Annotated in this window: 25 protein-coding genes; 15 read left to right on the forward strand and 10 right to left on the reverse strand. The window is 62.9% G+C overall.

The genetic code is table 11. The features are described 5' to 3' along the window. Nucleotides 1-155: 155 nt before the first annotated feature. A complete protein-coding gene (locus LHFGNBLO_RS18005) occupies nt 156-587 on the reverse strand; it encodes a MarR family winged helix-turn-helix transcriptional regulator (RefSeq protein WP_258609493.1) in 432 nt (143 codons plus the stop codon). Between the two features lie 259 nt (nt 588-846). Between LHFGNBLO_RS18005 and LHFGNBLO_RS18010 the strand changes: the two genes are divergently transcribed. Both LHFGNBLO_RS18010 and LHFGNBLO_RS18015 read left to right on the forward strand, forming a co-directional pair. Beyond that, a complete protein-coding gene (locus LHFGNBLO_RS18010; protein ID WP_258609494.1) occupies nt 847-1314 on the forward strand; it encodes a MarR family winged helix-turn-helix transcriptional regulator in 468 nt (155 codons plus the stop codon). 425 nt (nt 1315-1739) lie between these two features. Then, complete coding sequence (locus LHFGNBLO_RS18015) at nt 1740-2888, forward strand: porin (protein ID WP_258609495.1); 1149 nt, start codon at nt 1740-1742, stop codon at nt 2886-2888. A gap of 151 nt (nt 2889-3039) precedes the next feature. Here LHFGNBLO_RS18015 and LHFGNBLO_RS18020 read toward each other — a convergent pair whose 3' ends face one another. Next, nucleotides 3040-4026 (reverse strand): aldo/keto reductase, encoded by a 987-nt coding sequence (locus tag LHFGNBLO_RS18020; protein ID WP_258609496.1) that lies wholly within the window; start codon nt 4024-4026, stop codon nt 3040-3042. 163 nt (nt 4027-4189) lie between these two features. Here LHFGNBLO_RS18020 and LHFGNBLO_RS18025 point away from each other — a divergent pair, with 163 nt between their 5' ends. The 5 genes from LHFGNBLO_RS18025 to LHFGNBLO_RS18045 all read left to right on the forward strand — a co-directional run bounded on the left by LHFGNBLO_RS18025 (nt 4190) and on the right by LHFGNBLO_RS18045 (nt 8888). After that, nucleotides 4190-5410, forward strand: a complete 1221-nt coding sequence (locus tag LHFGNBLO_RS18025) for an ABC transporter substrate-binding protein (protein ID WP_258609497.1) — start codon at nt 4190-4192, stop codon at nt 5408-5410. Between the two features lie 112 nt (nt 5411-5522). Continuing rightward, entirely contained in the window at nt 5523-6404 is an 882-nt protein-coding gene (locus LHFGNBLO_RS18030; RefSeq protein ID WP_258609498.1) for a branched-chain amino acid ABC transporter permease, read from the forward strand. Next, a complete protein-coding gene (locus tag LHFGNBLO_RS18035; protein ID WP_258609501.1) occupies nt 6401-7438 on the forward strand; it encodes a branched-chain amino acid ABC transporter permease in 1038 nt (345 codons plus the stop codon). Before LHFGNBLO_RS18030 ends, LHFGNBLO_RS18035 begins: the two co-directional genes overlap by 4 nt. Next, nucleotides 7435-8160 (forward strand): ABC transporter ATP-binding protein, encoded by a 726-nt coding sequence (locus tag LHFGNBLO_RS18040; RefSeq protein ID WP_258609502.1) that lies wholly within the window; start codon nt 7435-7437, stop codon nt 8158-8160. Before LHFGNBLO_RS18035 ends, LHFGNBLO_RS18040 begins: the two co-directional genes overlap by 4 nt. Continuing rightward, nucleotides 8157-8888: an ABC transporter ATP-binding protein gene (locus tag LHFGNBLO_RS18045; protein ID WP_258609504.1), complete on the forward strand. Its 732-nt coding sequence runs from the start codon at nt 8157-8159 to the stop codon at nt 8886-8888. Before LHFGNBLO_RS18040 ends, LHFGNBLO_RS18045 begins: the two co-directional genes overlap by 4 nt. Before the next feature lie 8 nt (nt 8889-8896). Here LHFGNBLO_RS18045 and LHFGNBLO_RS18050 read toward each other — a convergent pair whose 3' ends face one another. Then, nucleotides 8897-9640, reverse strand: a complete 744-nt coding sequence (locus tag LHFGNBLO_RS18050; protein WP_258609505.1) for a FadR/GntR family transcriptional regulator — start codon at nt 9638-9640, stop codon at nt 8897-8899. Nucleotides 9641-9747: 107 nt separating this feature from the next. Between LHFGNBLO_RS18050 and LHFGNBLO_RS18055 the strand changes: the two genes are divergently transcribed. The 3 genes from LHFGNBLO_RS18055 (at nt 9748) to LHFGNBLO_RS18065 (ending at nt 12389) form a co-directional block, all read left to right on the forward strand. After that, nucleotides 9748-10653, forward strand: coding sequence for an NAD(P)-dependent oxidoreductase (locus tag LHFGNBLO_RS18055; protein ID WP_258609506.1), 906 nt, complete (start codon nt 9748-9750; stop codon nt 10651-10653). A gap of 146 nt (nt 10654-10799) precedes the next feature. Further along, nucleotides 10800-11366 carry a TetR/AcrR family transcriptional regulator gene (locus LHFGNBLO_RS18060; protein ID WP_258609507.1) on the forward strand — a complete coding sequence of 189 codons (567 nt, stop codon included), beginning with the start codon at nt 10800-10802 and terminating at the stop codon, nt 11364-11366. Between the two features lie 54 nt (nt 11367-11420). Further along, the gene (locus LHFGNBLO_RS18065; RefSeq protein WP_258609508.1) at nt 11421-12389 is read left to right on the forward strand and encodes a quinone oxidoreductase family protein; all 969 of its coding nucleotides are present in this window, start codon (nt 11421-11423) and stop codon (nt 12387-12389) included. 99 nt (nt 12390-12488) lie between these two features. Here the strand turns inward: LHFGNBLO_RS18065 and LHFGNBLO_RS18070 are convergent, their stop codons facing one another. Next, nucleotides 12489-13409 (reverse strand): LysR family transcriptional regulator, encoded by a 921-nt coding sequence (locus LHFGNBLO_RS18070; RefSeq protein ID WP_258609509.1) that lies wholly within the window; start codon nt 13407-13409, stop codon nt 12489-12491. A gap of 117 nt (nt 13410-13526) precedes the next feature. On the opposite strand from LHFGNBLO_RS18070, the gene LHFGNBLO_RS18075 reads away from it, so the two are divergent. Then, nucleotides 13527-14522 (forward strand): zinc-dependent alcohol dehydrogenase family protein, encoded by a 996-nt coding sequence (locus LHFGNBLO_RS18075; protein WP_258609510.1) that lies wholly within the window; start codon nt 13527-13529, stop codon nt 14520-14522. Nucleotides 14523-14787: 265 nt separating this feature from the next. Then, nucleotides 14788-15672 (forward strand): AraC family transcriptional regulator, encoded by an 885-nt coding sequence (locus LHFGNBLO_RS18080; protein ID WP_258609511.1) that lies wholly within the window; start codon nt 14788-14790, stop codon nt 15670-15672. Nucleotides 15673-15719: 47 nt separating this feature from the next. Here LHFGNBLO_RS18080 and LHFGNBLO_RS18085 read toward each other — a convergent pair whose 3' ends face one another. Then, the gene (locus LHFGNBLO_RS18085; protein WP_258609512.1) at nt 15720-16526 is read right to left on the reverse strand and encodes a FadR/GntR family transcriptional regulator; all 807 of its coding nucleotides are present in this window, start codon (nt 16524-16526) and stop codon (nt 15720-15722) included. Between the two features lie 3 nt (nt 16527-16529). After that, nucleotides 16530-17972 (reverse strand): FAD-binding oxidoreductase, encoded by a 1443-nt coding sequence (locus LHFGNBLO_RS18090; protein WP_258609514.1) that lies wholly within the window; start codon nt 17970-17972, stop codon nt 16530-16532. A gap of 161 nt (nt 17973-18133) precedes the next feature. Here LHFGNBLO_RS18090 and gloA point away from each other — a divergent pair, with 161 nt between their 5' ends. Further along, complete coding sequence (gene gloA, locus LHFGNBLO_RS18095) at nt 18134-18544, forward strand: lactoylglutathione lyase (RefSeq protein ID WP_258609516.1); 411 nt, start codon at nt 18134-18136, stop codon at nt 18542-18544. Nucleotides 18545-18631: 87 nt separating this feature from the next. Here the strand turns inward: gloA and LHFGNBLO_RS18100 are convergent, their stop codons facing one another. The 4 genes from LHFGNBLO_RS18100 to LHFGNBLO_RS18115 form a co-directional block, all read right to left on the reverse strand. Then, nucleotides 18632-19600, reverse strand: a complete 969-nt coding sequence (locus LHFGNBLO_RS18100) for an ABC transporter permease (RefSeq protein WP_258609518.1) — start codon at nt 19598-19600, stop codon at nt 18632-18634. Nucleotides 19601-19609: 9 nt separating this feature from the next. Then, nucleotides 19610-21112: a sugar ABC transporter ATP-binding protein gene (locus tag LHFGNBLO_RS18105; protein ID WP_258609520.1), complete on the reverse strand. Its 1503-nt coding sequence runs from the start codon at nt 21110-21112 to the stop codon at nt 19610-19612. 5 nt (nt 21113-21117) lie between these two features. Further along, nucleotides 21118-22158, reverse strand: a complete 1041-nt coding sequence (locus tag LHFGNBLO_RS18110; protein WP_258609523.1) for an ABC transporter permease — start codon at nt 22156-22158, stop codon at nt 21118-21120. A gap of 101 nt (nt 22159-22259) precedes the next feature. Continuing rightward, a complete protein-coding gene (locus tag LHFGNBLO_RS18115) occupies nt 22260-23342 on the reverse strand; it encodes a sugar ABC transporter substrate-binding protein (RefSeq protein ID WP_258609525.1) in 1083 nt (360 codons plus the stop codon). A gap of 215 nt (nt 23343-23557) precedes the next feature. On the opposite strand from LHFGNBLO_RS18115, the gene LHFGNBLO_RS18120 reads away from it, so the two are divergent. Both LHFGNBLO_RS18120 and LHFGNBLO_RS18125 read left to right on the forward strand, forming a co-directional pair. Continuing rightward, on the forward strand, nt 23558-25150 hold the full coding sequence (locus LHFGNBLO_RS18120) for a GMC family oxidoreductase (RefSeq protein WP_258609527.1): 1593 nt from the start codon (nt 23558-23560) through the stop codon (nt 25148-25150). Nucleotides 25151-25247: 97 nt separating this feature from the next. Next, nucleotides 25248-26282, forward strand: coding sequence for an aldo/keto reductase (locus LHFGNBLO_RS18125; protein WP_258609529.1), 1035 nt, complete (start codon nt 25248-25250; stop codon nt 26280-26282). The last annotated feature ends 259 nt before the right edge of the window (nt 26283-26541 follow it).

Genomic DNA, 26541 nt, shown 5'->3' on the forward strand with positions numbered 1-26541 from the left:
GCGCCGAAACTTCAGGCGAGAGGCGCCGCAAATGCTTCACACGGCGCTCACCTCCAGTCTTCGCAGTCCACCCAGCCTTCGTTACAGGCGTCACCGTTTCGTGATCGCGCGCCTCAGGGTAGGCGGTTTGCCTTGGAATGACGGATCAGAGTCGCCTATTCAAGACTCTCGAAGGCCTTCAGGACACGAGAGGCTGTTTCAAGTTCGACTTTGGTGAACTTGGCAAGTGTCGAGTTCCTGAGCGCAACGAGAAGAATTTCCAACTCTTGTGCGATCTCCTGGCCCTCTTTGGTCAACCACAGGCCGTTCACGCGACGGTCATTTCCATCGCATTGCCGCTCTACCAGACCCTGAGCTTCGAGTTGATTGATGAGGCGTACCAAGGACGGGCTTTCAATGCCAATCTGATAGGCGATATCAATCTGTCGGACACCGTTGCCCAAACGGGCAATGGAAATCAAAGGCGCAGCTGTCGCCTCCGAAATGCCGCGTGACCCGAGCACCCGCCCCGCAGCGCGACGCCATCTCCTTCCGGCAAGGAGAATATCTGTAGTGATAGACTGTTGAATTTGTTGTTTGGTCGCCATGCGGCTCGATATCATCTAATCAGCGCATAGACAAACGGCATCCAGAAGCATCTGACTGCCGCCGTTTTCACCGGATGCAGGCCATCAACTACGCCGGACGACAATGCTTACTGCGATATCGCGGCTTGGCCCGGCGTCTTCGGCCAGCCATCGCCAATGGCCTCCCTGAGGCGCTCGAACTAACACTTCGGCCTAACGGAATCTTGAATTGCGCGGACCGTGGACAAGATCTAACGGGTGGTGACCGAGAGGATTCCCAATGATCGACATCGAGCTGGTGCGCCGTGAAATGACCGCGGAACTGGGGCGAGCAGGTAGACGATGGCGTTCTACCGCGGAAAGGATCTTCTCGCCCCTGGAAATCTCGGCACCACGGGCTGCCCCCCTGCTTTCGATCGGACGGCTAGGTGGCGGTGTGTGGCAGTCGACGGTAGCCAACAAGATTGGCATTCGTGCTTCGACGCTCGTACAGCTTGTAAGTCAACTTGAGGCCTCGGGGTTGATCGAGCGGCGTGATGACACGGAAGATCGTCGTGCGAAATCTCTATGGTTGACGGACGATGGTGCGATCCTGGTCGCGAAGCTGGAACAAATTCTCGACGAGCTTCGAGCTGAAATTCTATCCAGTTTTGAGCCTGCCGAGATCGCGACAGCGCTACGGGTCCTGCGCGCCTTTGGAGCAAAAGCTTCGAAAGGCAGAGCGCGCCGCTTCGGCACGAAGATATAGGCAATTCTTGGCTTGTGCCCTCCTTGCGGAGCTTTCAACTCCATGCCCTCCAACCTGTCAAAAGCGATGCGGCTCCACGCTGGTCCGCAGGGGTTGGACTATCAGCATGAAGCCGCTCATCGACTGGAGGTCGACAAGCGCATTAGAGCTCAAGGAGCTTGGATTGGCTATGCCGTTTTGAGCTGCCCAGAAAATATTTAGTTTGAAAACTAACTACTTGCGCTAACTAGTTAGGTTTGAAACTAATTTGTTTCCTATTTGCCACATCGCTTGGGCGATGTCGTCTCGATTGCTTCCGCAGCAGCTGATTTCGGTTGTGGTAACTGAGCGCGAGCGCAAGTCTCGCCTTGGAAAAGGGTGGTCACTCATCCTTTCCAGAGGCCGGGTAGATCCACGGCACCCACTTTAGAAACTGGAGTTTGAAAATGAACATCAAGAGCCTGCTTCTCGGCTCCGCTGCGGCCCTGATCGCAGTTTCCGGTGCGCGCGCCGCCGACGCCGTCGTCGTCGCCGAGCCGGAACCCGCTGAATACGTCAAGATCTGCGACGTCTACGGCGCTGGCTACTTCTACATCCCCGGCACCGAAACCTGCCTGCGCATCGGCGGTTATGTCCGTTACGACATGGGCGTGGGCGACACCGGCTCGTTCGACGGTGCGAAGGCCGCGGATCACCAGGATGGTGACATCCACAACACGTACTGGAAGAACGCCCGCCTCTCGCTGCAGACCTATACCGGCCAGGAAACCGAACTCGGCACCTTGAAGACCTACACCGAGACCCGCTTCCAGTTCGGTGACGACAATGCCTTCGACGAGGACATCAACGAAGCCCACAACCGGGATGTCTCGCTGAACTTTGCCTGGATCCAGCTAGGTGGTCTCCGCGTCGGCAAGACCGAATCGGCCTTCGATACGTTCGTCGGCTACGCCGGCAACGTCATCAACGACACGCTCGTTCCCTACGGCAATTTCGACACCAACGTCGTCCAGTACTACTTCGATGCCGGCAACGGCTTCTCGGCCGTGGTCTCGCTGGAAGAAGGTACCGGCGATGACACGATCGACAGCTACGTTCCGCATGTCGTCGGCGGTGTGAAGTACACGCAGGGCTGGGGCGCCATCACCGGCGTCATCTCCTATGACAGCAACTACGAAGAAGTCGCCGGCAAGGTTCGGTTGGATGTGAACGCCACCAACGAACTGACGCTTTGGATCATGGGCGGTTACGGCACCGACGATAACCTCAACGATGACGCCGGCAATTTTGTCGACGCCAACGGTCGCGGCTTCTACAAGCAGTGGGGCGGCAACTGGGCAGTCTGGGGTGGCGGCACCTACAAGTTCAACGAGAAGACCTCGTTCAACGCTCAGGTATCTGCTGACGACTGGAAGAACGTCGGCGTTGCAGCGAACGTCGCCTACGACGTCGTTCCCGGTCTCACGGTCACGGCGGAAGTCGACTACCTCCATGCAGGCCGGTTTGGCGATGCTGACCTGGTCAACCCTTCGTGGACGCCAGCCGACAAGAAGAACAGCGTTGGCGGTCTGCTGCGCTTCCAGCGCTCGTTCTAACAGGCTCGACCTGACTGAAATCGAACCCGGCGGGCAACCGCCGGGTTTTGTCTACAACAGCCTGCTCGCCGCGATCCAAGGCGCGGCTCGGGCTCGCGCAGCCTGGGGCTGAACGCCACCGGCGCGCCGGCTCGACGACCATAGCGTTCGATCACCAGCGCTGATGCACGTAGGGCTTGATGTCCTGGTCGTAGATATTCCGGATCTTGGCCATGAGTTCGCTGGACAAGGGTGCAAGGTTTGCGGCTTCGGCATTGGACCGGGCCTGCGCCGGATTGCGCGCGCCTGGAATGACAACAGTGACCGCGTCGAACATCAGGATCCAGCGCAAGGCAAATTTCGCCATCGTCGTGTCACCAGAAACCAGCGGCCGGATGCGTTCGACCGCGGCCAGTCCGACCTCGTAGGGCACGCCCGAGAAGGTTTCGCCGACGTCGAAGGCCTCGCCGTTGCGGTTGAATTTACGGTGGTCATTGTCCTCAAATTTGGTCTCGGCCTTGAACTTGCCCGACAGCAACCCGCTGGCCAGCGGGACGCGGGCGATGATGGCCACATCGTTCTTTTTTGCGATGTCGAAGAACCGTTCGGCAGGGCGCTGGCGGAAGGCATTGAAGATGATCTGGACGCTGACGACGCCTGGATATTCCATCGCCTTCAGCGCTTCCTCGACGCGCTCGACGCTGACGCCGTAGTTGCGGATCTTGCCTTGCTCGACGAGACGGTCGAGCCGCTCGAACACCTCCGGGTGATAATAGAGGTCGGTCAGCGGGCAGTGGAGTTGCACGAGATCGAGCGTGTCGGCCTCGAGATATCTGAGGCTGCGGTCGACCCAGTCTGTCAAGTTTTCCTGAGAGAAGCCTTCGACAGTCTGCGCCGGCAACCGCTTTCCGGCCTTGGTGGCGATAAACGGCCGCTCGCCGCCGCGCTCCTTCATCACTTTGGCAATGAGCTTCTCGGAACGGCCGTCGCCATAGACATCGGCGGTGTCGATGAAGGTAACCCCGGCATCGAGGGCAGCATGGAGGGCGGCCACCGCGTCGTCGTCATTGACCTCGCCCCAGGCGGCGCCGATCGCCCATGAACCGAAGCCGATCTCGCTGACCTCGCGGCCGGTGCGGCCGAATTTCCGTGACTGCATGTCCTGTTCCTCGTTGCTGCTCGTGTGCCGATTCGCATCCTGCCGGCGGCATTTAATCGAATGATGACGCGATTGACATCCGCGTTCGTTAGATTTACCAGATAACAGGGTTGTATGACAACCCGGTAAGACTGCAATGATTTGGAGTCGGGAGGATCTCAAGTTGAAAAACGTTCTGAGAATGGGCGCGTCGGCAGCACTTTGCCTTGGCGCGCTTGCCTATCCTGCGTTCGCACAGGACGCGGACAATATCGTCAAGATCGGTGTGGTCGCGGCTGAATCGGGTTCATTTGTTTCGGCCGGCCATACCTTGCCGGCAGGCGTCGGCCTTGCCGTGAAGCAGATCAACGATGCCGGCGGCATCAAAGTCGGCGGCAAGACCTACAAGCTGGAAATGGTCAAGCGCGACGATCGCACCGACATTGCGACCGCCATCGCCGCCACCCAGGAGCTGGTGCGCGATGTGAAAGTGCAGGCGATCTTCGGATCGGAGACGCATGACTTCACGCTGGCGATGGCCAAGATCACACAGCCGGCCAAGATCGTCCATTTCGCCGGTAATTCGACGCTGGCGAAAATACTGACGCCGGACTCGGTCAAGCCGGGCGGCGAGGATCACTATCTCTTCCAGTCCGAGCCGCAGGAATTCCAGCGTTCTGGATCGACCGCGCGGGGCGTGTTGACCTTGCTTGAACCACTGCTCGGCTTCAAGCCGAAGAAATCGGTGATGATCGTCGGCAACGACGCCACCGGCCAGTTCCTGTCGTCCTACTATTTCAAGGCGCTGAAGGCCGAAGGACAGGAGGTTCCCGACATCATCTTCTACCCGCCTGAGACAACCGACTTCTCGCCGTTCCTGACCCGTGCCAAGAGCCTCAATCCGGACATCATCCACTTCTGGTACAATGGCGATTCAACGTTGACGGCGCTGCCGCAGGCGCTCGAACTGGGTGCTGCCAAGAGCTACTTCCTGTTCGGCGTCGACCCCGGCATCTGGAAGGAAAAGCAGCTTTCGGCCGATGTGCCGGTGGCGATGAGCTGCGTGCCGGTGTGCTGGGGCGAGTCGTCCAACCCGAAAGCCAAGGCCTATTTCGACGCTTATTTCGCGGCCGGCGCTCCGCACGGCGTGACGTCTTCGGTCTCGCTGCTCTACCACGACTATGTGCACTTCCTCGCCGAAGCCTGGGAGAAGGCCGGCAGCTTCGATCCGGACAAGACGGTCGAAGCCTTGTTGTCGCTCCATCACCAGGGCGTGGTCTCGGACGACCTGACGTTCAACCCAACCCATCAGGTCACCCACGCGACCGAGGTCTGCGCTGCGGCGCCGGGCGGGGACATTTCCTGCTCGATGCAGCAGCCGCCGGCTGAGGCACCGAAGAGCTGATCTTCGGAACTCATCCTCGTATTGGCGGCGCCATTTGCGCCGCCAATGCCCATTCGCGAGCAAAGGCCGGATCGCCGGCCACCACGTCAACAGCGCCAGTACTTCAACAGGGATGCGAGCCGTGGACATTTTCATACAGCAGATCCTCAACGGGCTGTCGATCGCCAGCGTGATCACGCTGATCGCCGTCGGCGTGACCCTGATCTTCGGCCTGACCGGCATCATCAACTTCGCCCATGGCGAATTCCTGATGGTCGGCGGCATCGTCACCTGGCTCGCCGTCAGCGCCGGCCTCGGCTTCCCGCTGGCGGTGGTGCTGGCGATCCTGGCGGTCGGGCTGATGGGTTACGTGCTCGAGCGCGGCATCTTCCGCTTCACGCTGGAACGGCCGACCAACGGCTTCATCGTTTCGCTCGGCCTCATCGTCGTGCTGCAGCATGTCGTCGTGCTGTTCTGGAACCCGAACCAGAAAAGCATCCCGCGCCCGCTGACCACGGTCTGGGACGTCGGCGGCGTGCGCATCGCTTCGGTGCGCGTGATGGTGATCCTGATCACCATCGCCGTGGTTGCGTTGAGCTTCCGGATGATCACCGCCAGCCGCTACGGCCGGGCGCTGCGGGCCAGCGTCGAGGACCGCGATACTGCCGCCCTGATGGGCATTCCGGTGCGCCGCTACATCACTGGCGTGTTCGTGCTCGGCAGTGCGCTGGCCGGACTCGGCGGCGCGCTGTTGATCGCGCTGTTTCCAATCACCCCGTTCATTGGCGGCACCATGGTCATGAAGGGCTTTGCCGTGGCGCTGATCGGCGGGCTCGGCAACATCTACGGCGCCGTTGCCGCCGGGCTCATCCTCGGCATCGTCGAAGGCTTCAGCGCCGGCTACGGCTTCTCGCAATGGACCGATGCCTACTCTTTCGTGCTGATGATCCTGGTGCTGCTGTTTCGTCCGCACGGCCTCTTCGGCGGCACTAGCGGACCCAGGATGGCGTCATGAGTGAAAGCGGTCCCGCGAAGCCTGGCGTGTCGGTTCTGCGATCCCTGCTGCCGGTGCTGGCCGTCCTGGTGCTGATCGCCATGGTGCCACTGCTCTCGCCGAGCAATCGTTTCCTGTCACTGGCGATCTCGGCAGGCATCAACGTCATTGCGCTCTACGGGCTCTCGGTGCTGTTCGGCCAGACCGGTATCCTGTCGATGGGTCATGCGGCACTGGTCGGCGTCGGCGCCTATACGGCAGCGATACTCGCGCGGGACTTTGGCGTCGGCTTTTGGGCAGCACTCCCGGTCGCCGCGCTCACCAGCGCGGTGTTCGCGATGATCGTCGGCATTCCCTCGCTACGGGTCGGCGGCCATCATTTCGTCATCATGACCTTCGCCTTCGGGCAACTGCTTGCCATCGTGCTCACCAATGGCGGCGACTATACGGGTGCCGCGACCGGGCTCGACCTGGTTGGTCCGGTCACCCTGTTCGGCGCCGATATGAGCGACCTGACGCGCTACTATCTGATGGTCGTGGCTTTCGTGGCGGTCGCGGCAGTGGCGAGCTGGGCAATCATCAACTTGTCCTACGGTCGCACGCTGCGCGCCATCAGGGAAAACGAGAAGCTTGCGGCCTCACTCGGCATCAATGTCGGCCGGCACAAGATCGGCGCCTTCGTCGTCAGCGGCATCTTTGCCGGCATCTCGGGCGTTTTGCTGACCAATTTCCTTGGCCATATCTCGCCGACGCAGTTCGCGTCCTTCCCCAGCATCTATCTGGCGCTGATGGTGATGATCGGCGGCGCCCGGCTGATTGCAGGTCCGCTCGCCGGCGGCATCCTGGTCGCCTTCCTGCCGGAAGTGCTCAACCTCGATCCGGTCCAGTCGCGCATCGTCTACGGCGTCTGCCTGATCGCCGTCATTCTGCTGCTGCCCGACGGGCTGATCGCCGGTATCGCCGCCGCGATACGCAAGGTCTTCCTTGCAAAGCCGAAGGAACAGCGGAGGCAGGAAAATGGCGCCGTATCGAATCCCTCGGAGGCGCGGCGATGAGCCCGATCCTCGAAATCCGCGGGTTGAGCAAGCAGTTCGGCGGCGTCACCGCGCTTGCCGGTGTGGATCTCGCCATTGAGGAAGGTGAAATCCTCGGAGTCGTCGGCCCGAACGGCTCGGGCAAGACGACTTTGTTCAACGTCGTCACCGGCGTCCACAAGCCCAGCGCCGGCAGCGTGTCGTTTCGCGGGCGCGACATTACCGGCTCAGCGCCGCACGCCATATCGCGGGCCGGCATCGGCTACACCTTCCAGCAGGCGATGGCTTTTACTGGCCTTCGCGTGCTGGAGAATGTGCAGATCGCCGGCGAGCATGTGCGGGCCGGAGCAAACGCCAACAATCCCTGGCCGACGCCGCAGGCGTTGCTTGACTTCGTCGGGCTGGAGGCGCTCGCGGGGGAAAAGGCCGGCGTGCTGCCGTTCGGCAGCCTGCGTTTGCTCGGCCTGGCACTGGCGCTCGCCACGCGGCCGGCGCTGCTGCTACTCGACGAGCCGGCCGCCGGCCTCAACGACCGCGAAACCACGGCGCTTGTCGGGCTTGTCCGTCAATTGCCCGGCCATGGCATCACTGTTTGCGTCATCGACCACGACATGAAGCTGATGCAGATGCTGTGCCGGCGCCTTGCCGTGCTCGATTTCGGCTCCAAGATCGCCGACGGGCCGACCGAAGCGGTGCTTGCCGATCCCAAGGTCCTGGAAGTCTATCTCGGAGGCGATCTGTGAGCCTGCTCGCCATCTCCGAAATCGTCACCGGCTATGGCCCGACCATCGTCAACCGCGGCGTCTCGCTGACCTTGGCAAAGGGCGAGATCGTCACCATCCTCGGGCCCAACGGCGCCGGCAAGTCGACGCTGCTGAAGGCGATCGCCGGGCTGGTCAGGCCACGCGCCGGCAGCATCAGTTACGACGGTACGGATGTAACCGGCCTTTCCGCCGACGTCATGGCGACGCGCGGCGTCGTGCTGGTGCCGGAAGGGCGAAAAATATTCGTCGACATGACGGTCGAGGAAAATCTTCGGCTCGGCGCCTATTCACGCAGTGACGATGATGCCATCGAGGCCGACTTCGCGACGATGCTGGCCTTCTTCCCGATCCTCGCCACCAAGCGGCGTGACAAGGGCGGCTCGCTGAGCGGCGGCCAGCAACAGATGCTGGCGATCGCCCGCGGCCTGATGGCGCGACCGCGTGTGCTGTTGCTCGACGAGCCGTCGCTCGGCCTGTCGCCACTGCTGGTCAAGGAGATCAAGGCGATCATTCTCGACATCGGCGAGCGTTTTGGCGCCTCGGTGCTGCTGGTTGAGCAGAATGCCGGTCTGGCGCTGTCGGTCGCCTCGCGCGGCTATCTCATGCAGAACGGCCGCATCGTCGTCTCGGGACCGATCGCCGAACTGCGCGACATGGCGCTGATGCGCGATCTCTATCTCGGCGGCGTGGCGGGAGCAGCAATATGAGCAAAGGTTCAGTCGCCGCGTCCCGCCTTGTCGCGCAAGGTCTCGAAGCGGGCATAGCTCTTGGTCAGGTGGCTGCGCATGGCACGGCGCGCCGCATTGACGTCCCTGGCTTCGATGGCGGCCAGAATGGCGCGATGTTCGCGCTGCATGCGGGCCAGGTATTTTTCCCGTTCGGGGACGGTCATGCGATCGAGCCGGGTCCACTGACGCGGGATCATGGCGCTGCCGAAGGTATCGAACAGGCGGGTGAAATTGGCGTTGCGTGTCGCTGCGAGAATGGCGCGGTGAAAGCCGAAATCCTCTTCCGAGCCCGACTCGCCGGCGCGGACAGCGGTTTCAAGCGCGTCGAGCCGGGAGCTCATCTGCGCGAGCGCTGCGTCGCTGCGCCGTTCGGCGGCAAGGCCGGTCGCTTCCACTTCGATGCCCATGCGCAACTCCAGCACACGCAGCACTTCGCCGATCGATTCAAGGTCGTTTGGCAGGATGGAAAAGGTTCGGGGCAGGGGATCCTTGGTGACGAATGCACCCAGACCCTGACGGGTGGTGATCAGCCCCCGGGCGCGCAACGCAGCCAGCGCCTCGCGCACCACAGTGCGGCTCACACCGGTCGCAGCGACGATCTCCTGCTCGGTCGGCAGCCTCTGGCCCGGCGCAAGATCGCCGGACTCAATCTGCGCGATCAGCGTGTTGACCAGCCCGCTTCTGAGGTTAGGCGCTTGCGGTATGGCGTCGAAAAGCATGGGCTCCGCCATCGGGGACTCCGGTTCGATTCTCCGGCAAAGGATTGCATCGACGGATGCTCGCCGCAAGCTGAGGAAATGCGGCCCGCCGGCTTGGGCCATGGTTGTTGGAGGATTGCATGAAAGAACGCATCGGCTTCATCGGACTAGGCAGCATGGGCGCCGGCATGGCCGACAATCTGCTGCGCAAGGGTTGGCCGCTGACGGTTTGTGTGCATCGCAGCCGTGCCGCCGCCGACCGGTTGATCGAAGCCGGCGCGACGGAAGCGGTAAGCCCGCGCAAGCTCGCCGCCGCCTGCGACATCGTTATCCTGTGCGTCACCGGCTCGCGCGAGGTCGAAATGCTGATCAAGGGGCCGGATGGGCTCGCCTCAACCGGCAAGCCGCTGCTGATCATCGACTGCTCGACCTCCAATCCGTCATCGACGACGGCACTTGCAGCCGAACTCGCCCAGCAAGGCGTGACGCTGATCGATGCGCCGCTGGCGCGCACGCCCAAGGAAGCCGCTGAAGGCAAGCTCGACGTCATGGTCGGCGGCTCAGTTGAGGCAGTTGCGCGGGCGTGGCCGGTGCTCGAAGCCTTCGCCGCGCGCGTCGTCCACACCGGACCGACCGGCAGCGGCCACACCATGAAGCTGCTCAACAATTTCGTCTCGATGGGGTACTCGGCGATCTATTCGGAGGCGCTGACGCTCGGTGCGAAGGCGGGGCTGACGCCGCAGGTCTTCAACAGCGTCATTTCGGGCAGCCGCATGGACTGCGGCTTCTATCAGGCCTTCTTCGATTTCGTCCTGAACCGCAACGAAAACGCGCAGCGTTTTGCCATCGTCAACGCGCTCAAGGACATGACCTATCTCGCCTCTTTCGCGCAGGCTGCAGGTGTCGCCAATCCAATCGGGGCTGCGGTGCGAAACGGCTTTGCCACTGCGGTCACCACTGGCCATGGCGAGAAGTTCGTGCCGGCACTGTCGGATATCGTTGCGGGGTTGAACGGGGTGTCGCTGGTGGAGCCGCCAACGACGTGACGGTGCTAGTCTAAACGCGCAGTTACGTGTGTTCTCATATGGTCTGGCGACCCAAACACAGAACCTGATTAGGGCAGATCGCCGCGTCGCAGATTAATCCCGGATGCGTTATTGAACGATCGTTCCCGAACGGCTATATGGCGCTCATGGCAAGACCGCGGGAATTCGATATGGACGATGCGCTTGATGGCGCGATCGACGTCTTCAGCGAGCATGGATTCGAGGGTAGCTCGGCCCAGATGCTCGTCAATGCGATGGGGATCGGACGGCAAAGCCTCTACGCTGCGTTCGGCGGCAAGTGGCAGCTCTATTGCTCGGCGGTGCATCGCTATGGGCTGGACGAGTGTACGAGGCATTTCGGTGCGCTGCGAAGCCGCGCTCGGGGGATCGATGGCATAAATGCGATGCTGCAACGCGTCGTCGAGACCGCCGATCAGCCATGCCTTGGCGTCAACTCGACCTATGAGTTCGGCGTATCACGCCCCGACCTTGAGAAGATCAAAACGCTCCTGGGCAAAGGCCTGCGTGGAGCCATCGTAGCCCGCGTTCACGACGCGCAACGTGAAGGCGATATCGCTCCGAGCCTCGACGCGGAAGTAACCGCCGATTTTCTGATCGCCAACATTGCCGGCATCCGGGTCGCGGGGCGCGGCGGCGCCGACCGCGCGGCGCTGGCCAGCCTGGCCGACATGGCGCTGAGGGCGCTGCGGTAGCGCGCCCTTTTTTTAACCAATTATGGAACGATCATTCAAGAAAGGAGCACATCAATGAGAGCGGTTGTGATGAACGGTACAGGCGGCCGGGAGATGCTGGAATATGCCGAGCGCCCCGAACCGGTGGCGGGTCCGGGCGAAGCATTGGTCGAGATCGCCTTCGCAGGCGTCAACTTCATGGATATCGGCGTGCGACAGGGCATGGCATGGGCCGATATTCCCAGCCCCAAGATTCTTGGCGTCGAAGGTGTCGGGCGAGTCCTGAAGGTGGGGGCCGGCGTCGAAGGCATCGAACCCGGCCACCGTGTCGCCTGGGTCTATGCGCCTGGAAGCTATGCGGAACGGATTGCGATCCCTGCCGCATCGCTGGTGCCGGTTCCCGACACGATCGACGATCGCGTGGCCGCATCCGTAATGATGCAGGGTCTCACCGCCAGTCATTTCGCCACCGACTTCTATCCAGTTCAGCCCGGCGATGTCGCCTTCGTCCACGCGGCGGCGGGTGGGCTCGGGCTGCTGCTGACCCAGATCATCAAACTGCGGGGCGGCCATGTCATCGGACGCGTCTCGTCGCAGGAAAAGGTCGCCGCAGTCCGGGAGGCCGGCGCCGACCATGTCATCGTCGATGCAGAAGGCCGGTTTGCGGAGGAGACGCTCCGTCTGACCAAGGGCGAAGGCGTGCATGTGGTTTATGACGGCTCAGGGCCGACGACCTTTCAGGGGTCGCTCGACATACTACGCCGATCGGGAACGTTCTGCTGGTATGGCCCGGTGCTTGGAGGCCCGGGTCCGCTCGATATCATGAGCCTGCCCAAGAGCATCAAGATCGGCTATGCGGTATTTTTCGACCATATCCCTACGCCCGGTCTGCTGCGCGCTCGCTCGGTACAGCTCTTCGACTGGATCGCTGAAGGGAAGCTCAAGGTCCTGATCGGCGGCGAGTATCGGCTCGACGATGCGGCGACCGCCCATGGCGACATGGAAAGCCGCAAGTCCACTGGCAAGCTGGTCCTGGTCCCATGACCGCCGGTGTTGCCATCGTCTTGGGCGAGTCGAGCGGTGTCGGCATCAAGAGGTCGAGGACCATTTCTGGCTGGCTTGAAATGCGGGCCTTACAGCCTGCTAATCCACAGCCGTGGGCAAATAGTCGGCGGCGCTCACCGGATGACGCATACGCGTAATCGCAAATTCGATAAAGGCACGCAATTTGGGCAGCGCCTGGCTGCGACTTGGATGATAGAGCGAGAGGCCGGGCACATCTTCGCCAAAGGCATCGAGCGCGGTCTCAAGCGCCCCAGTATCCAGATAGGGCATCACGAGCGAACGCGGCAGGCGGAACAATCCAACACCGCGCAGTGCCGCCCTGATGCACAAATCAACATCGTTGATCACCAGGGGACCCGTGACCGCGATGGTGACGGGCCGCCCCCGAACGATAAATCGCCAGTGGTCCGCACCACCCGCATCGGTCCGATAAAGGATGCAGCGGAAGCCGTGCAGATCTTCGGGGCGCACCGGCCGCCCTTGCGCCTTGAAGACACTCGGCGTCCCCACCACGACAAACCGCTCGGCCGGCGTCAGACGAACGGAGACCATATCCATTTCGACGAAATCACCGAGCCGTATGCCCGCGTCATACCCCTCCGCGACGATATCGATCGGACGATCCTCGGCAACGAATTCGAGCTGGATTTGTGGGTGGGCAGCCAAAAAATCGGGCAGCAGGCGGTTGATCAGCAACGGCAGGGCCGCTCGCGGCGCGTTGATGCGTAGCTTTCCCCGCACGTCGTCGCCCAACCCGCCAGCGGCGTCGATGCCGGCCCTCAACATATCCGCCGCCGGCCGTGCGTGGGCAAGAAGGCGTTCGCCCGCCTCCGTCAGGTTTACGCTTCTGGTTGTCCGCACAAAAAGAGGTGAGCCGACCCGCGCCTCAAGGTTCCGAATTGCTTGGCTCACAGCGGAAGGCGTCACCCCAAGACGCGCGGCCGCGGCCCGAAACCCCCGCAGCTCGGCAACGGCCAGAAACATGACCACGCCGTCCATGCGCGCTCGATCTATTGTGAAGTCTGGCTGCACAGGCCGTACCAATATAGGGCGATTATCAAACAATCATGCTCCCGGTAGAAAGAAATCACAAGCCATCAAGCCAGGAGCAAGTCCATGCGTTCATTCCACATCAACAGCTTTGGCGGACCGCGCAGCCTGATCATCAAAGAGAGCGAGATTCCGCAACCCGGCCGAGGTGAAGTGCTGGTCCGCGTCAGGGCGTCGTCGCTCAATTTCCGCGATCTGCCCATTTTTGCCGGCCAGTATCAGCCGCCCGTTCCAATGGGCCGCGTGCCGCTGTCGGATGGCGCCGGCGAAATCGAGGCTATCGGTGAAGGCGTCAAGCGCTTCCGGGTCGGCGACAAGGTCGTCAATTCTTTCCTTCCCAACTGGTTTGGCGGAACCTTGAACACTCAACACGAGCAGTGGGTCGTCGATCACGACGGCTGGCTGACGGAATACAAGGTGGTCAACGCGGAGATCCTTGTTCCCATGCCATCTCACATGAGCTTCGAAGAGGGCGCTACGCTTTCCTGTGCTGCGGTGACGGCATGGTCGGCACTTGCAGGCGTTCGCGCCGGCGATGTGGTACTCACTCAGGGCACCGGTGGCGTATCACTGTTCGCCGTGCAACTGGCCGTTGCGCTTGGCGCCAGAGTGATTTCGACGACCTCCAGCCATGAGAAGGCGCCTATGCTTCGCAGGCTCGGCGCGCACGCCGTCATCGACTACAATGCGACGCCCGAGTGGGGTGACGCGGTCCGCGAACTCACCAACGGCCGCGGCGTCGATCGCGTTGTCGAGGTGGGCGGCCCTGCGACTCTGCCCCAGTCGATGAAGGCCTCTGCGGTTGGAGGGGAAATCTCCATCGTTGGCATTCTGGCTGGGTATGAAGGTGGCGTCGACTTCATGACCATGTTCATGAGCCGGGTCGGCTTTCGCGCGGTGACAATTGGAAGCCGCCGAGATCTGGAGGACATGTGCCGGGCGATGGAACAGCATGGCATCCGGCCTGTAATCGATAGCGTCTATGCATTCGACGACGCCAAGGCAGCCATTGCGCACTACAGCGCGCGCAATATCGTAGGCAAGGTCGTCATCCAGCACTGATCTCTCGACTTCGCGCTGAACCGCGCAACGAGAACGCGCTCAAGGACATGACCTATGAAATGGGGGAGAGGTGGCTCGGCGAAGCCGAGACGGAGTGGAGGCCGGCCCTGCCGCATGGGGTTTAGGCTGCGTGAACGAGCCTTACAGATAAGCAGCCTCCAAGCGGCCGCTGGCGGGTACCGGTCCATCCGTGTCAAACCGCAAGATCGGTCGAGCGCGGCATGTCCGGGAGCGCCTATCTGGTGTTGCCACGGAGGACGAGACGTTGAAGGCGGCACTTGAAAACTACCATGCCCGAATGCAGCGGGTGCTGGACCACATAGACCAGCATCTGGACGACGATCTGGATCTGGAATCCTTGAGCGGCGTCGCGGCGTTCTCGAAATACCATTTCCACCGGCAGTTCACGTCAACCTTCGGGGTGTCCGTGCATCGCTATGTCCAGCTCGCCCGCATGAAGCGCGCTTCGTACAGGCTTGCCGAGAGCGACGCCCAAAGCGTCACGGACATCGCGATGGATGCCGGTTACGACGCACCGGATGCCTTCGCCCGCGCCTTTCGGCAACGGTTCGGACAATCGCCTTCTTCGTTCCGGAAGTCTCCCGACTGGGGGTCGTGGCTCATGGCCTTCGGGCCTCTCGACAAAGCAAGGAACAAGCTCATGCAGATAATCTTCGAACACGACGACGTGATGATCCGCGATGTGCCCCCCACGCCGGTGGCGATCATGGAGCATCGGGGCGACCGGGCGACGCTCCAGGACACCATCCAGCGGTTCATCGCCTGGCGCAAGGCCGCGGGCCTGTCGCCCGAGACAAGCCCGACCTTCAACGTCTTCCGTTCCGAAAGGGAGCCCGCGGTCGCGGCCGACTATAGCATGGACATTTGTGCCGGGACCGACCAGCCGATCGAGGCGGACGACGAGACGATGAAGGCTGGCGAGATCCCCGGCGGACGCTGCGCGGTGCTGCGCTACCCCGGCAACACCAACAATCTCGAGCCCGCAGCACTCTTCCTTTATCGTGAATGGCTTCCGGCCAGCGGCGAGGAAGCACGCGACTTTCCAGTCTATTGCCAACGACGGCTGTCCTTCCTCCCGGAGGCGCGGGTACATGAGGTGGTTCTTGAACTCTTTCTGCCGCTGAAATAGCGCGGTAGGATGCGGCCTGTCGCCGTCAGACAAGGTGAGGCGAAATTCTATCCCCCAGCCTGCCCGCGGATCGCCTTTCGCAATCTCGAATGCCGGACCGGAGATGGCACTTCCTGCACCGGAGATGCTGACTCCGCAGCCGCTTCACCATCATGCAGCCCGACGCGCAGCGCGGCGCCCGCCAGGTGGTCGCGCATCGCCGCTTGCGCGGCCTCCCCATCGCGGTTTCGGATGGCGGCGAAGATGCGTTCGTGCTCGCCCAGCGTGATGCGGGCCATGTCGTCGGATTTCTGCTGGTTGCCGGCAGCGAGGATGCTTTCGCGCACACGCTCGGAAACGAAGACCAGAAACTGGCCCATGTAGCTGTTGCGCGTCGCCTCGGCGACGGTGCGATGGAATTCGAGATCGCTGCGCAGCCAGGCGACGCTGCCATAGGGGGCTGCACGCATGCCGGCGAGCGCCTCACCCATCGCGGCGATGTCGGCTTCGGTATGGCGTTTGGCGGCAAGGGCTGCGGCCTGCACCTCGAGGATGCCGCGCAGTTCGAACAGGCTGCGGAAAGAATCGGCACGCTGTAGCGCCTCGTAGTCGATGGTGAGCACGGTCGCGTTGCTGGCTTCGACGACAAAGGCGCCGCGCCCCTGCTGCGACCAGATGCGGCCTTCCGAGCGCAGCCGCGCGATCGCCTCGCGCACGACGTTGCGGCTGACCCCAAAAGTGGTGGCCAGCGCCTGCTCGGTCGGCAGCTGATCGCCGGGCTTCAGGCGTCCTTGCGCGATCTCGCGCGAGATGGAACTGGCGACCAGTGTGGAGAGGTGTGGTCCGCGATTGACCTTATCGAGCTTCAGCGTCATGGCTCACCTATAGTCGACGGCGGATTTGGACGCCAGAATGCGTCCGTCGCTCAGGATGTGGCGCGGATCGAAGGCTTCCTTGATGCCCGCCGCCAGGTCGAGCGCCACCGGGTCGATGCGTTCGAGGAACGCCTTCTGCTTGACCCGGCCGATGCCGTGTTCGGCGCTGATCGAGCCGCCATAGCGGTCGACGACGGCAAAGATATGCGCTTCGGCCTCTTCGAACAGCTGCTCGACGGCGTCCGGTTCCATACCTTCCGGCGGCACGACGTTGAGATGGATGTTGCCGTCGCCGACATGGCCGTAGGTGACGGCGAGCGCGTCCGGACGCGCTTTCTCCAGCACGGCCAGTGCGTCAGTGACGAAATCGGCGAGTTTCGAGATCGGCACCGAAACGTCGGTGCGCAGATAGCGGCCGCCGCGGCCCTGGCGCTCGACCATGATCTCGCGGTAGCGCCACAGCCGATCGCCCTGGGCCCTGGTCGATGCCACCACGCCGTCCTCGACGAGATCGGTGACGCCGCCGAGAAAATCCAGCAGCATGGCGGACAGGTCGATCAAACCGCCGGCGGAAACTTCGATCAGCACATAGGCCGGGTAGGGCCTGGTCAATGGATCGGGAAAATCCGCGGCTTCGCGCATGGTGATCTCGATGCCACGACGCAGGATCAATTCGAAGGCGGTCAAAAGGTCGCTGCAGTCGCGCCGCGCCCGCGCATAGAGCGCCATGGCGTCCTCGACCGAGCGCAGTCCGACCAGCGCGGTTTCGACCTGCGTCGGCTTGGGATAAAGCTTCAGCGCCGCGGCGGTGACGATGCCGAGCGTGCCTTCGCTGCCGATGAAGACCTGCTTGAGATCGTAGCCGCGATTGTCCTTGCGAAGCACCTTCAGTCCATTCCACACCCGGCCGTCGGCCAGCACCACTTCCAGGCCAAGCACCAGGTCGCGCGTCATGCCGTAGCGCAGCACGTTGAAGCCGCCGGCATTGGTGGCGACATTGCCGCCGATGCGGCAGCTTCCCTGCGCCCCGAAGGTGATCGGCAACAGACAGTCCTGTGCCTCGGCAGCGCGCTTGGCGTCTTCGAGGATGCAGCCAGCCTCAACCACCATGGCAAAATCGATTGGATTGACGGATCGGATTGCGTTCAGGCGCTCCAGTGAGATCACCACCTCGCCGCTGTCCGCCGCCACAGCCGCACCAACGAGGCCGGTCAGGCCGCCTTGCGGCACCACCGGAATGCGCTCGGCATGGCAGAGCCGCATCAGCGCCGACATTTCCTCGACCGAGGCCGGGCGGGCCACCGCCAGCGGACGGCCGAAATGGTCGCCCGACCAGTCGCGGCTGTAGCGCGCCAGATCAACCTCGGCCGTCAGCAACCCGCCACTCGGCAACACGCCGGCAAGGGATGCGATCAGCGATGCGGAGGTGGGTGGCACGACATTCATGACCTGACTCTGGAACCTTTCGCAAAACGACTGGACAACCACCGTTCTTGTCGTGTTATCATACAACCCTGATTTAGAACATCAAGCGACGCCATGTTCCCGCCAACCGTTTGATGTGGATGGTCAGACCAGCAAATCACCTGACTCGGAGGACTTTCCCAATGAGCGACGCCCCAGGCTTTCGCTATATGCACACCATGATCAGGGTTCTCGACCTCGACAGGTCGATTGCCTTCTACACCGAAGTTCTCGGCATGACCTTGCTGCGCCGGGACGACTATCCGGGCGGCAAGTTCACCAACGCCTTTGTCGGCTACGGTCCGGAGGACAAGGAGGCCGTCGTCGAGCTGACGCTGAACTGGGGCCGCGAGGAACCCTACGAAATCGGCACCGGCTTCGGCCATCTGGCGCTTGGCGTCAACGACATCTACGCCGTCTGCGCCGAGCTCGAAAAGCGCGGCGCCAAGATCCCGCGCAAGCCCGGGCCGATGCAGCACGGCACCACCCACATCGCCTTCGTCGAAGACCCCGATGGCTACAAGATCGAGCTGATCGGCCTCGACACGATGTAGAGACTTCAGGTCGGACCGCATCGGCTTGGCACCGATGCGGCCCCCTCCTGTACCGCGCTTGCTTGGGAGGCGGTGCGGGGAGCTCTGTCACTTGATGACCGCTATCTTGCTGCGGTCGATGGTGATGGCGACGGCGGCGATGAGGACCGCGCCGAACACCATGTTTTCCAGGAAAATGTTGACGCCGACGAAGGTCATGCCGATGCGCACGATCGAGATGATCAGCGCACCGACCGCCGTGCGGGCAACGCCGCCCAGGCCGCCGGTGATGGCGGTGCCGCCGACGATGACGGCGGCAATGGCCGGCAGCAGCAATTGATTGGCGAGAACCGGCGAGCCGCTCGACAGTCTAGCTGCCAGCACAACGCCGGCGACGGCTGCCAGCATGCCGGACGCGGCGAAGGCGATGATCTTGGTTCGGTCGACATTGATGCCCGCCGCCCAGGCGGCGCGTTCGCCGGCGCCGACGGCGATGGCCTGGCGGCCGAAGCGCGTGTAGCGCAGAGCGAGAAAGCCGGCGATGCCGATCACCGCTGAAATCAGCACCACCACCGGCAGGCCAGCGATGGTGGCGTTGATCCAGGCGGTGTTTTCGCGGCCGCCTTCCTCGATGGTGATGGCGCGGCCGTCGGAGACCCACAGCGCGATGCCGGTCACCACGCCGCCGGTGGCAAGCGTCGCCACGAAGGACGGGACGCGCAGCTTGACGTGGACGATGCCGCTCAACATGCCGAAAGCGAGACCGGACAGGATCGCCACCGGAAAGGCGGCGAGGCCGAGCGAGGGCAGCAACTGCGCCAGGATCACGCTTGCCAGCGAGGCGACTGCCTGGATCGACAGGTCGATGCCGCCGAGCAGGATGGCGAAGGTGACGCCGGTGGCCAGGATGAACAGCACGGCGGTGTTGGCGAACAGCAGAGCAACGGTTTCGCCGGTGAGAAAGCCGGGCGATGCGATCTCGATGATCAGCAGCAGCGCAACGAGCAGCACCAGCGGAACGGCGCCATGCGTCCACTTGCTGTCGAGGAACTTTTGCAACGAAAAAATCTCATTCATCGGCCAACCTCATACCATCGCCCGCAACAGGTCGACCTGGTCCGGCTTGTTGCCGGGACTGGCGTCGAAGCGCGCGGTGATCTCGCCGTCGCGCATCACCAGTACCTGGTGCGACAGGCCAATCGTTTCCTCCAGCGTGTCGGAGATCAGCAGGATCGCCACGCCTTGTTCGGAAAGATCGCGGATCAGCTCGTAGACCTCCTCCTTGGCGCCGACATCGAGGCCGCGCGTCGGATGGTCGAGCACAAGGATGCGCGAGCCCGCCGTCATCCAGCGCGCCAGCACCACCTTCTGCTGGTTGCCGCCGCTGAGCTTGCGGCAGGCCGCATCGGGCCCTGGCGCCTTTATGCGCAGCCGCTTGATCCAATCGGCGGCGAGCCGGCGTTCCTTGCCGTAATCGATCGCGCCATGGCGCATGACACTCGACAGGTCGGCGAGCGAGATGTTTTCGGCGATAGACAAGAACATCACCAACCCTTCGAGCCGACGCTCGCGCGGCACATAGCCGATGCCCTTGCGCACTGCCGGTTCCGGTGAGCCGAAATGCACCGCGTCGCCACCAATTTTCATTTCGCCGGCATCATGCTGAAGGAAGCCGCCGACCGTGCGCGTGACTTCCTCGCGACCGGAGCCGACGACACCGGCTATGCCGACGATCTCGCCGGCCCTGATCCTGAAGTCGACGCCATGATAGGCGCCGGCGACGCCGAGCCCTCTGGTTTCGACCATTGTCTCCGCGCGCGGCGCATGCTGGCGGGCCTCGCGATAGTACTCGGCCTGCAGCCCGCGGCCGACCATGATCTCGTGCAGTTCCGGCGCGGTGACCTCGGCCGTGCGGTGTTCGGCGACCACCGCGCCATCCTTCATCGTGTAGACGCGGTCGGAGATATCAAGCACCTCGTCGAGACGGTGCGAGACAAAGACGAAGCTGGCGCGGGATTTGAGCGAGCGGACGCGCGCGAACAGCACCTCGATGTCGGCTGCGTTGAGCACCGAGGTCGGCTCGTCAAGCAGGATCAGCAACGGCCGCTCGACCATTTCCTCCAGCGTCAGCGCCTTGGCCAGCTCGACCATCTGGCGGGCAGCGAAGGTGAGCTCGGAGGTGCGCGCGGTGACGTCGATGTCGATGCCGATCTTGCCGAGCTGGCGGCGCGCTGCGGCATTCAAGGCGCGCCAGTTGACGATGCCGAAGCGGGTGAAGCGGTCTTCCTGGCCAAGATAGATGTTTTCGGCGACCGTCAGGTTGAGCACCAGCGATTGCTCCTGGAATACCATGCCGATGCCATGCCTCGCCGCATCGCGCGGATTGCGCATGCGAAGCTGCTCGCCGTCGAGGGTCAGGCTGCCGCCGTCCGGCCGGTAGCTCCCGGCCAGCACCCGCATCAGCGTCGACTTGCCGGCGCCGTTCTCGCCGATCAGCCCGACCACTTCGTTCGGCCTGACCTCGATGCTGACGTCGCGCAAGGCATGGACGCCGGGAAATGTCTTGGTGATGCCGGACGCGCTCAGCATGGCACTCACTTCACTATTCTGAGGCGGACGCGGTCGAGCGACAGCGCCACCGCGGCGATGATCATCAGGCCTTGCACCGTCTGCTGGATGTAGGGCGAGATGCCGAGCAGGATCATGCCGTTGGCGAGCACGGTGACGATCAGCACGCCGATCAGCGTGTTGACGACGCCGCCTTCGCCGCCGGTCAGCGCCGTGCCGCCGACGACGACGGCGGTGACCGCGGCAAACAGCCTTCCGTCGCCGATGACCGCATGCGACTGGCCCAGTTGGGCAGCGGCAAGCACGCCGGCCATGCCGAAGAAGAAACCGGCGAGCGCGAAGGCGGTGATACGCACGCGCACCACGTTGACGCCGGAGAGCTTGGCGACGTCCTCATCGCCGCCAATCGCCAGGATGTGGCGGCCGAGCTTGGTGTGATACTGGATGATTGCGGCGAGCAGGAACGCCCCGGTGGCGACCCAGACCGCCAGCGGCAGGCCGAGGAAGCGGGTCAGCGCCAGATCACGGATCGAGGCGTCGTTCAGCTTGATCGCCGAGCCGCCGAGCATGAACACCGACAGGCCGAGACCGATGAACCACATGCCGAGCGTGGCCATGAAGGACGGGATCCTCAGCATGGTCTGCACCAGACCGCTGACAAGGCCCATGGCCGTTCCGGCGGCCACGGCGGCCAGCACCGCCCACCAGCCATAGTTATTGCCGTTGCCGTCGTTGGCAGCGAGCAGCACCACCACCATCGCTGCTACAGACAGCGTGCCCTCGACCGACAGGTCGATGCTGCCCATCAGGATGATGAAGGTCAGGCCCATCGCCAGCGTCAGCGGCACAGCCGCCGAATTGGCGACGCGCACGAGGTTGCGCAATTCGATGAAATTGGGATTGGCAATGGCGATCAGCACGCACAGCACAATCAGCACCGCCAGCGGCGCCAGGCTGCGCCAGCGCCTGCCGCCGAACAGGCCGGCGATGCGGCCGGGGATCAGTGTCATAAGCGTCGTCCGCTCGATGTCCGAAACGGACTTCAGGGGTTCTGTATTGATTGTCAAGAAAGCGCTTCCCGTCTGCGTCATGACAGTCGCCGATACGGATACACGACGCCTGCAAAAGGGAGCGGGCCGCCAGGGAGTTAGCGGGCCCGCTCGGGCGGTCAGGTACGGATGGCTCCGGTCACCCGACCCCACAGGTCGTTCCAGTCGATCTCCGGCTTCGCATCGACGTTGGTCTTGTAATATTCCTCGACATTGTCGTGCGAAATCAGCACCGCCTTGCCGTAGAATTCGCGGTGCTCGGGCGGCTCCTTGACTGGGTCGAACTTGCCGATCTTGGCGTTGTAGCCAATGGCCAGTCCCATGCCGCCCTGCCAGAACGGATCCGAGGTCACGGTGCAGGCGAACTCACCTGTGCGCACCGCATCGACCGCCGTCTTGATGCCGTCGACGCCGACGATCGGCACCTTGCCGGCAAGGTTCTCGGCGCGCAACGCTTCGAGCGCGCCGGAGCCCATGTCGTCATTGGCGGCCCAGATGCCCCTGATATCGTCGCCGAAGCGGGTGAGCAGATTGCCCATCAAGTCGAAGGCTTCGGTCGATTTCCAGTTGGCGACCTGGAAGTCGAGCAGCTTGATGTCGGGATTGGCGGCGAGCGCTTCGTCGAGGCCTTTCTTGCGCTCGATGGCCGCTGTCGTCGAGATCAGGCCGCCAAGTGCGACGATGCCGCCCTTGCCACCGATCGTCTTGAACAGGATTTCGGCGATGGTCTTGCCGCTCGAGATGCCGTCGAACTCGATATGGGAAACGTAGTTCGGATTGAAGTCCTTCGGGTGCAGATCCGGCGGCTTGTTCCACTGGGTCACCACATAGGCGCCGGCCTTGGCGCAGGCCTCGACGATCGGGCGCGCGTCCGGAGTATCGTTGGGATCGGAATTGAGCACCATGTTGCCGCCGGTCTTGGCGAGCATCGCCTTGATGTCGGCAATGCCCTTCTCGCTGTTGCCTTCCGAAACCAGCGTGACGTGTTCGAGCCCGGCCCACTTGGCATAGGCCTCGGCGCCGGTCTTCCACACCGCATGGTAAGGGTTGGACAGCGAGCGGATCGATGTCACCAGCGTCGGCTTGTCCTGTGCGCGCAACACCCTCGGCATGGCGAGCGTTGCCACTCCGGCCGTGGCGCCCATCAGCAGAGTCCGGCGGCTGACTGTGCCGGAAAGCGTCAAGTTCTTCCTGTCCTTCATTATCGAACCTCCCGATTGAAATCTGTTTCCCTCCCGGCGGCATGCGCGGGGAGCGCGGCCGGGCCTTCGATATAAGGGTTGTCAAGCTCCTCTACTTGTACGACAACCCTTCAACACGATAACCATACCCTTTCTCTTGACGCGACACAAGCGACTTGAGATCGTCGCGACGAAGAGAGCCGGACAATAACTTTCGGCCACGCATGGGAGGGAGAATGCCGGACTACATCATCGTCGGCGGCGGCTCGGCCGGCTGCATTCTCGCTGCCAGGCTGAGCGAGAATCCGGGCCTGTCCGTGGTCCTGCTCGAGGCCGGACCGCCCGACACCGATCGCTACATCCACATGCCGGTCGGCTTCTTCAAGATGACGTCCGGGCCGCTGATCTGGGGCTATGACACCGCCCCCGGCAAGGCGATCGACGGCCGCACCATGGTCTATCCGCAGGCACGCGTGCTTGGCGGCGGCTCCTCGATCAATGCCCAGGTGTTCACCCGCGGCTGCCCGCAGGACTATGACGGATGGGCGGATGAAGGCTGCACCGGCTGGAGCTATGCCGACGTGCTGCCGTATTTCCGGCGCTCCGAAGGTAACGACACCTTCGCCGGCCCGCAGCACGGCACCGATGGCCCGCTTGGCGTTTCCAGCGGCGCACCGCATCCGCTGACCCGAATCTTCGTCAAGGCGGCGCAGCAGGCCGGTCTTCCGTTCCGCGCCGACTTCAACGCCGGCCAGCAGGAAGGGGCGGGGTTCTACCAGACGACGACGCGCAACGGCCGGCGCAGCAGTACGGCGACCGCTTATCTCAAGCCCGCGATGGGCCGCAAAAACCTGACGCTGCGAACCGGCGCCACCGTCAGCCGGATCGTCATCGAAAACGGTCGCGCCATCGGCGTCGAGATCCTTGCCAATGGTCGCCCTGAGTTGCTGCGCGCCGAATATGAGGTGATTGTCACGGCCGGCGCCATCGGCTCGCCCAAGCTTTTGATGCTGTCGGGCATCGGCCCGGCCGAGCATCTGCGCACGCACGGCATCGAGGTCAGCCACGACCTGCCCGGCGTCGGCCAGAATTTGCACGATCATATGGATGTCGACGTCGTCGCCGAACTCAACGGACCGCACAGCATCGATCGCTACAAGAAGAAGCGCTGGCAGGCCGTTGCCGGTCTCGAATATGCACTGTTCGGCAAGGGACCGGTGGCGTCGAACATCGTCGAAGCCGGCGCCTTCTGGTGGGGCGACCGCGCCGAGAAAACCCCCGACATCCAGTTTCATTTCCTGCCCGGCGCCGGCGTCGAGGAAGGCATCGGCTCTGTCCCGGGCGGCAATGGTTGCACACTGAATTCCTACCATGTGCGGCCTCGTTCTCGCGGCAGCGTTACTCTCAGATCGGCCGACCTGCGCGACGCGCCTGTCATCGACCCGAACCCCTTCGCCGAGCGCTACGACCTGGAGCGCGCCGTCGAAGGCATCGAGATCAGCCGCGAAATCCTGTCGCAGCCGGCCTTCGCAAAATACGTCAGACGCGAGCACCTTCCGGGTGCGGTAACGATGGGACGCGCGGCACTCGAGGCTTTCGCCCGCGAACATGGGCGAAGCGCTTACCATCCGGTCGGCACCTGCCGGATGGGCGGCGATGCGGACAGCGTCGTCGATCCCGAACTTCGCGTGCGCGGCCTGCAAGGTCTGCGCGTCTGCGACAGTTCGGTGATGCCCCGCATCGTTTCCTCGAACACCAACGCAGCAGTGATCATGATCGCCGAAAAGGCGGCGGATCTGATCGCCGGGCGTGGCCGGCCGCCGGTGTAAGAAACTCACTCGGCCGGAGGCACGGAACGCAGTGGAAAGCATCAGCGGGCGTCGTCGACGCCAACGAATTTTCAGACACGAAGCACAGGGAACGACAATGACTGAAATCGAATTCAGGGCTGTCGCGAAGGACGGCCTGAAGGTGACGACGATCGGGCTCGGAGGCACCGGGCTGGGCAACATGTACCGTGCCGTCGACACGGACGCTGCGGTCAAGACGGTTCACGCGGCCTATGACAACGGCATCCGCTATTTCGACACCGCGCCGGTCTATGGCTTTGGCGTGAGCGAAACCCGGCTTGGGCTGGCGATCAAGTCGCTGCCGCGCGCCGACATCGTGATCTCATCGAAGATCGGCTACGATCTGGTCCCGATTGCGCCCGATGAGCTCAAGCCGGCGCTCTGGGAACAGCCCGGTTCGTTTCGCGCCGATTTCGACTATTCGCACGATGCCGTGATGCGCTCGCTCGAGGGAACCCTCAAGCGGCTCGACACCGACTATGTCGACATGGTCTCGATCCACGATCCCGATGAGGCCATTCATTTCGGACCGGGCGAAGATCCCTATGCCAGAAGCCGCTTCCGCGAAGCGATGGACGGCGCCTATCCGGCGCTCGACGAATTGCGCTCGCAAGGCGTCATCAAGGCAGTCGGTGTCGGCATCAACCAATGGCAGATGCTGTCCGACTTCGTCGTGGCGGGTGAGTTCGACTATTTCCTGCTCGCCGGTCGCTACACGCTGCTCGAGCAGGAGCCGCTGGCGACCTTGCTGCCGCTGTGCGCGCAGCGCGGCACCAGGATCATCATCGGCGGGCCCTACAATTCGGGCATCCTGGCAACTGGCGCCGTCAAGGGCGCGACCTTCAACACCAGGCCGGCGCCGGAACCGGTGCTCGAGCGTGTTCGGCGCATCGAGGCGGTCTGCGCCCGCTATCACGTATCGCTGCCGGCGGCTGCGCTTCAGTTTCCGCTGGGACATCCCATCGTGTCGAGCGTCATTCCAGGCGCCCGGTCGGACGAGGAACTGAAGCAGAACCTGGCCTATCTGCGCGAGGATATTCCGCCGGCTCTGTGGACCGATCTCAAGCGAGAGAGGCTCATCGAACCCGGCGCACCTGTTCCTGGAGCGTGACAAGCGACATGAAGGATGGGTGAAGGGGAATCGGAGCAGATACGACCAGCGAATGTCAGTATCGGTGGTTGCTTGATCCTGAAACCAACGTGCTTTGCAATCCGCGTCGGACCATTACGGCCCTGCGTGCTATCTGCTCTGCTTGAAAATGATCAAAGCGAGACCGCGGCTGCCCATGCCCAACGGTAGTGCGAGGATTCCGGCGACTCGCCATGCGCATCGCTTCAATGGCCAACCTTTCGAAATCCAGTGATCTGAC

It is taken from the genome of Mesorhizobium sp. AR10 (genome assembly GCF_024746795.1).
Lineage (GTDB): Bacteria > Pseudomonadota > Alphaproteobacteria > Rhizobiales > Rhizobiaceae > Mesorhizobium.

Bases quoted from the DNA above. Each gene is read 5' to 3' on its own strand.
- LHFGNBLO_RS18085 (WP_258609512.1), bottom strand. From the start codon at position 16,526: ATGACGCTGAAGCTCGATAAGGTCAATCGCGGACCACACCTCTCCACA.
- LHFGNBLO_RS18075 (WP_258609510.1), top strand. From the start codon at position 13,527: ATGCGTTCATTCCACATCAACAGCTTTGGCGGACCGCGCAGCCTGATC.
- LHFGNBLO_RS18015 (WP_258609495.1), top strand. From the start codon at position 1,740: ATGAACATCAAGAGCCTGCTTCTCGGCTCCGCTGCGGCCCTGATCGCA.
- LHFGNBLO_RS18120 (WP_258609527.1), top strand. From the start codon at position 23,558: ATGCCGGACTACATCATCGTCGGCGGCGGCTCGGCCGGCTGCATTCTC.
- LHFGNBLO_RS18040 (WP_258609502.1), top strand. From the start codon at position 7,435: ATGAGCCCGATCCTCGAAATCCGCGGGTTGAGCAAGCAGTTCGGCGGC.
- LHFGNBLO_RS18125 (WP_258609529.1), top strand. From the start codon at position 25,248: ATGACTGAAATCGAATTCAGGGCTGTCGCGAAGGACGGCCTGAAGGTG.
- LHFGNBLO_RS18030 (WP_258609498.1), top strand. From the start codon at position 5,523: ATGCGAGCCGTGGACATTTTCATACAGCAGATCCTCAACGGGCTGTCG.
- LHFGNBLO_RS18055 (WP_258609506.1), top strand. From the start codon at position 9,748: ATGAAAGAACGCATCGGCTTCATCGGACTAGGCAGCATGGGCGCCGGC.
- LHFGNBLO_RS18020 (WP_258609496.1), bottom strand. From the start codon at position 4,026: ATGCAGTCACGGAAATTCGGCCGCACCGGCCGCGAGGTCAGCGAGATC.
- LHFGNBLO_RS18005 (WP_258609493.1), bottom strand. From the start codon at position 587: ATGGCGACCAAACAACAAATTCAACAGTCTATCACTACAGATATTCTC.
- LHFGNBLO_RS18065 (WP_258609508.1), top strand. From the start codon at position 11,421: ATGAGAGCGGTTGTGATGAACGGTACAGGCGGCCGGGAGATGCTGGAA.
- LHFGNBLO_RS18100 (WP_258609518.1), bottom strand. From the start codon at position 19,600: ATGAATGAGATTTTTTCGTTGCAAAAGTTCCTCGACAGCAAGTGGACG.
- LHFGNBLO_RS18070 (WP_258609509.1), bottom strand. From the start codon at position 13,409: ATGGACGGCGTGGTCATGTTTCTGGCCGTTGCCGAGCTGCGGGGGTTT.
- LHFGNBLO_RS18090 (WP_258609514.1), bottom strand. From the start codon at position 17,972: ATGAATGTCGTGCCACCCACCTCCGCATCGCTGATCGCATCCCTTGCC.
- LHFGNBLO_RS18050 (WP_258609505.1), bottom strand. From the start codon at position 9,640: ATGGCGGAGCCCATGCTTTTCGACGCCATACCGCAAGCGCCTAACCTC.
- gloA (WP_258609516.1), top strand. From the start codon at position 18,134: ATGAGCGACGCCCCAGGCTTTCGCTATATGCACACCATGATCAGGGTT.
- LHFGNBLO_RS18035 (WP_258609501.1), top strand. From the start codon at position 6,401: ATGAGTGAAAGCGGTCCCGCGAAGCCTGGCGTGTCGGTTCTGCGATCC.
- LHFGNBLO_RS18115 (WP_258609525.1), bottom strand. From the start codon at position 23,342: ATGAAGGACAGGAAGAACTTGACGCTTTCCGGCACAGTCAGCCGCCGG.
- LHFGNBLO_RS18010 (WP_258609494.1), top strand. From the start codon at position 847: ATGATCGACATCGAGCTGGTGCGCCGTGAAATGACCGCGGAACTGGGG.
- LHFGNBLO_RS18060 (WP_258609507.1), top strand. From the start codon at position 10,800: ATGGCAAGACCGCGGGAATTCGATATGGACGATGCGCTTGATGGCGCG.
- LHFGNBLO_RS18105 (WP_258609520.1), bottom strand. From the start codon at position 21,112: ATGCTGAGCGCGTCCGGCATCACCAAGACATTTCCCGGCGTCCATGCC.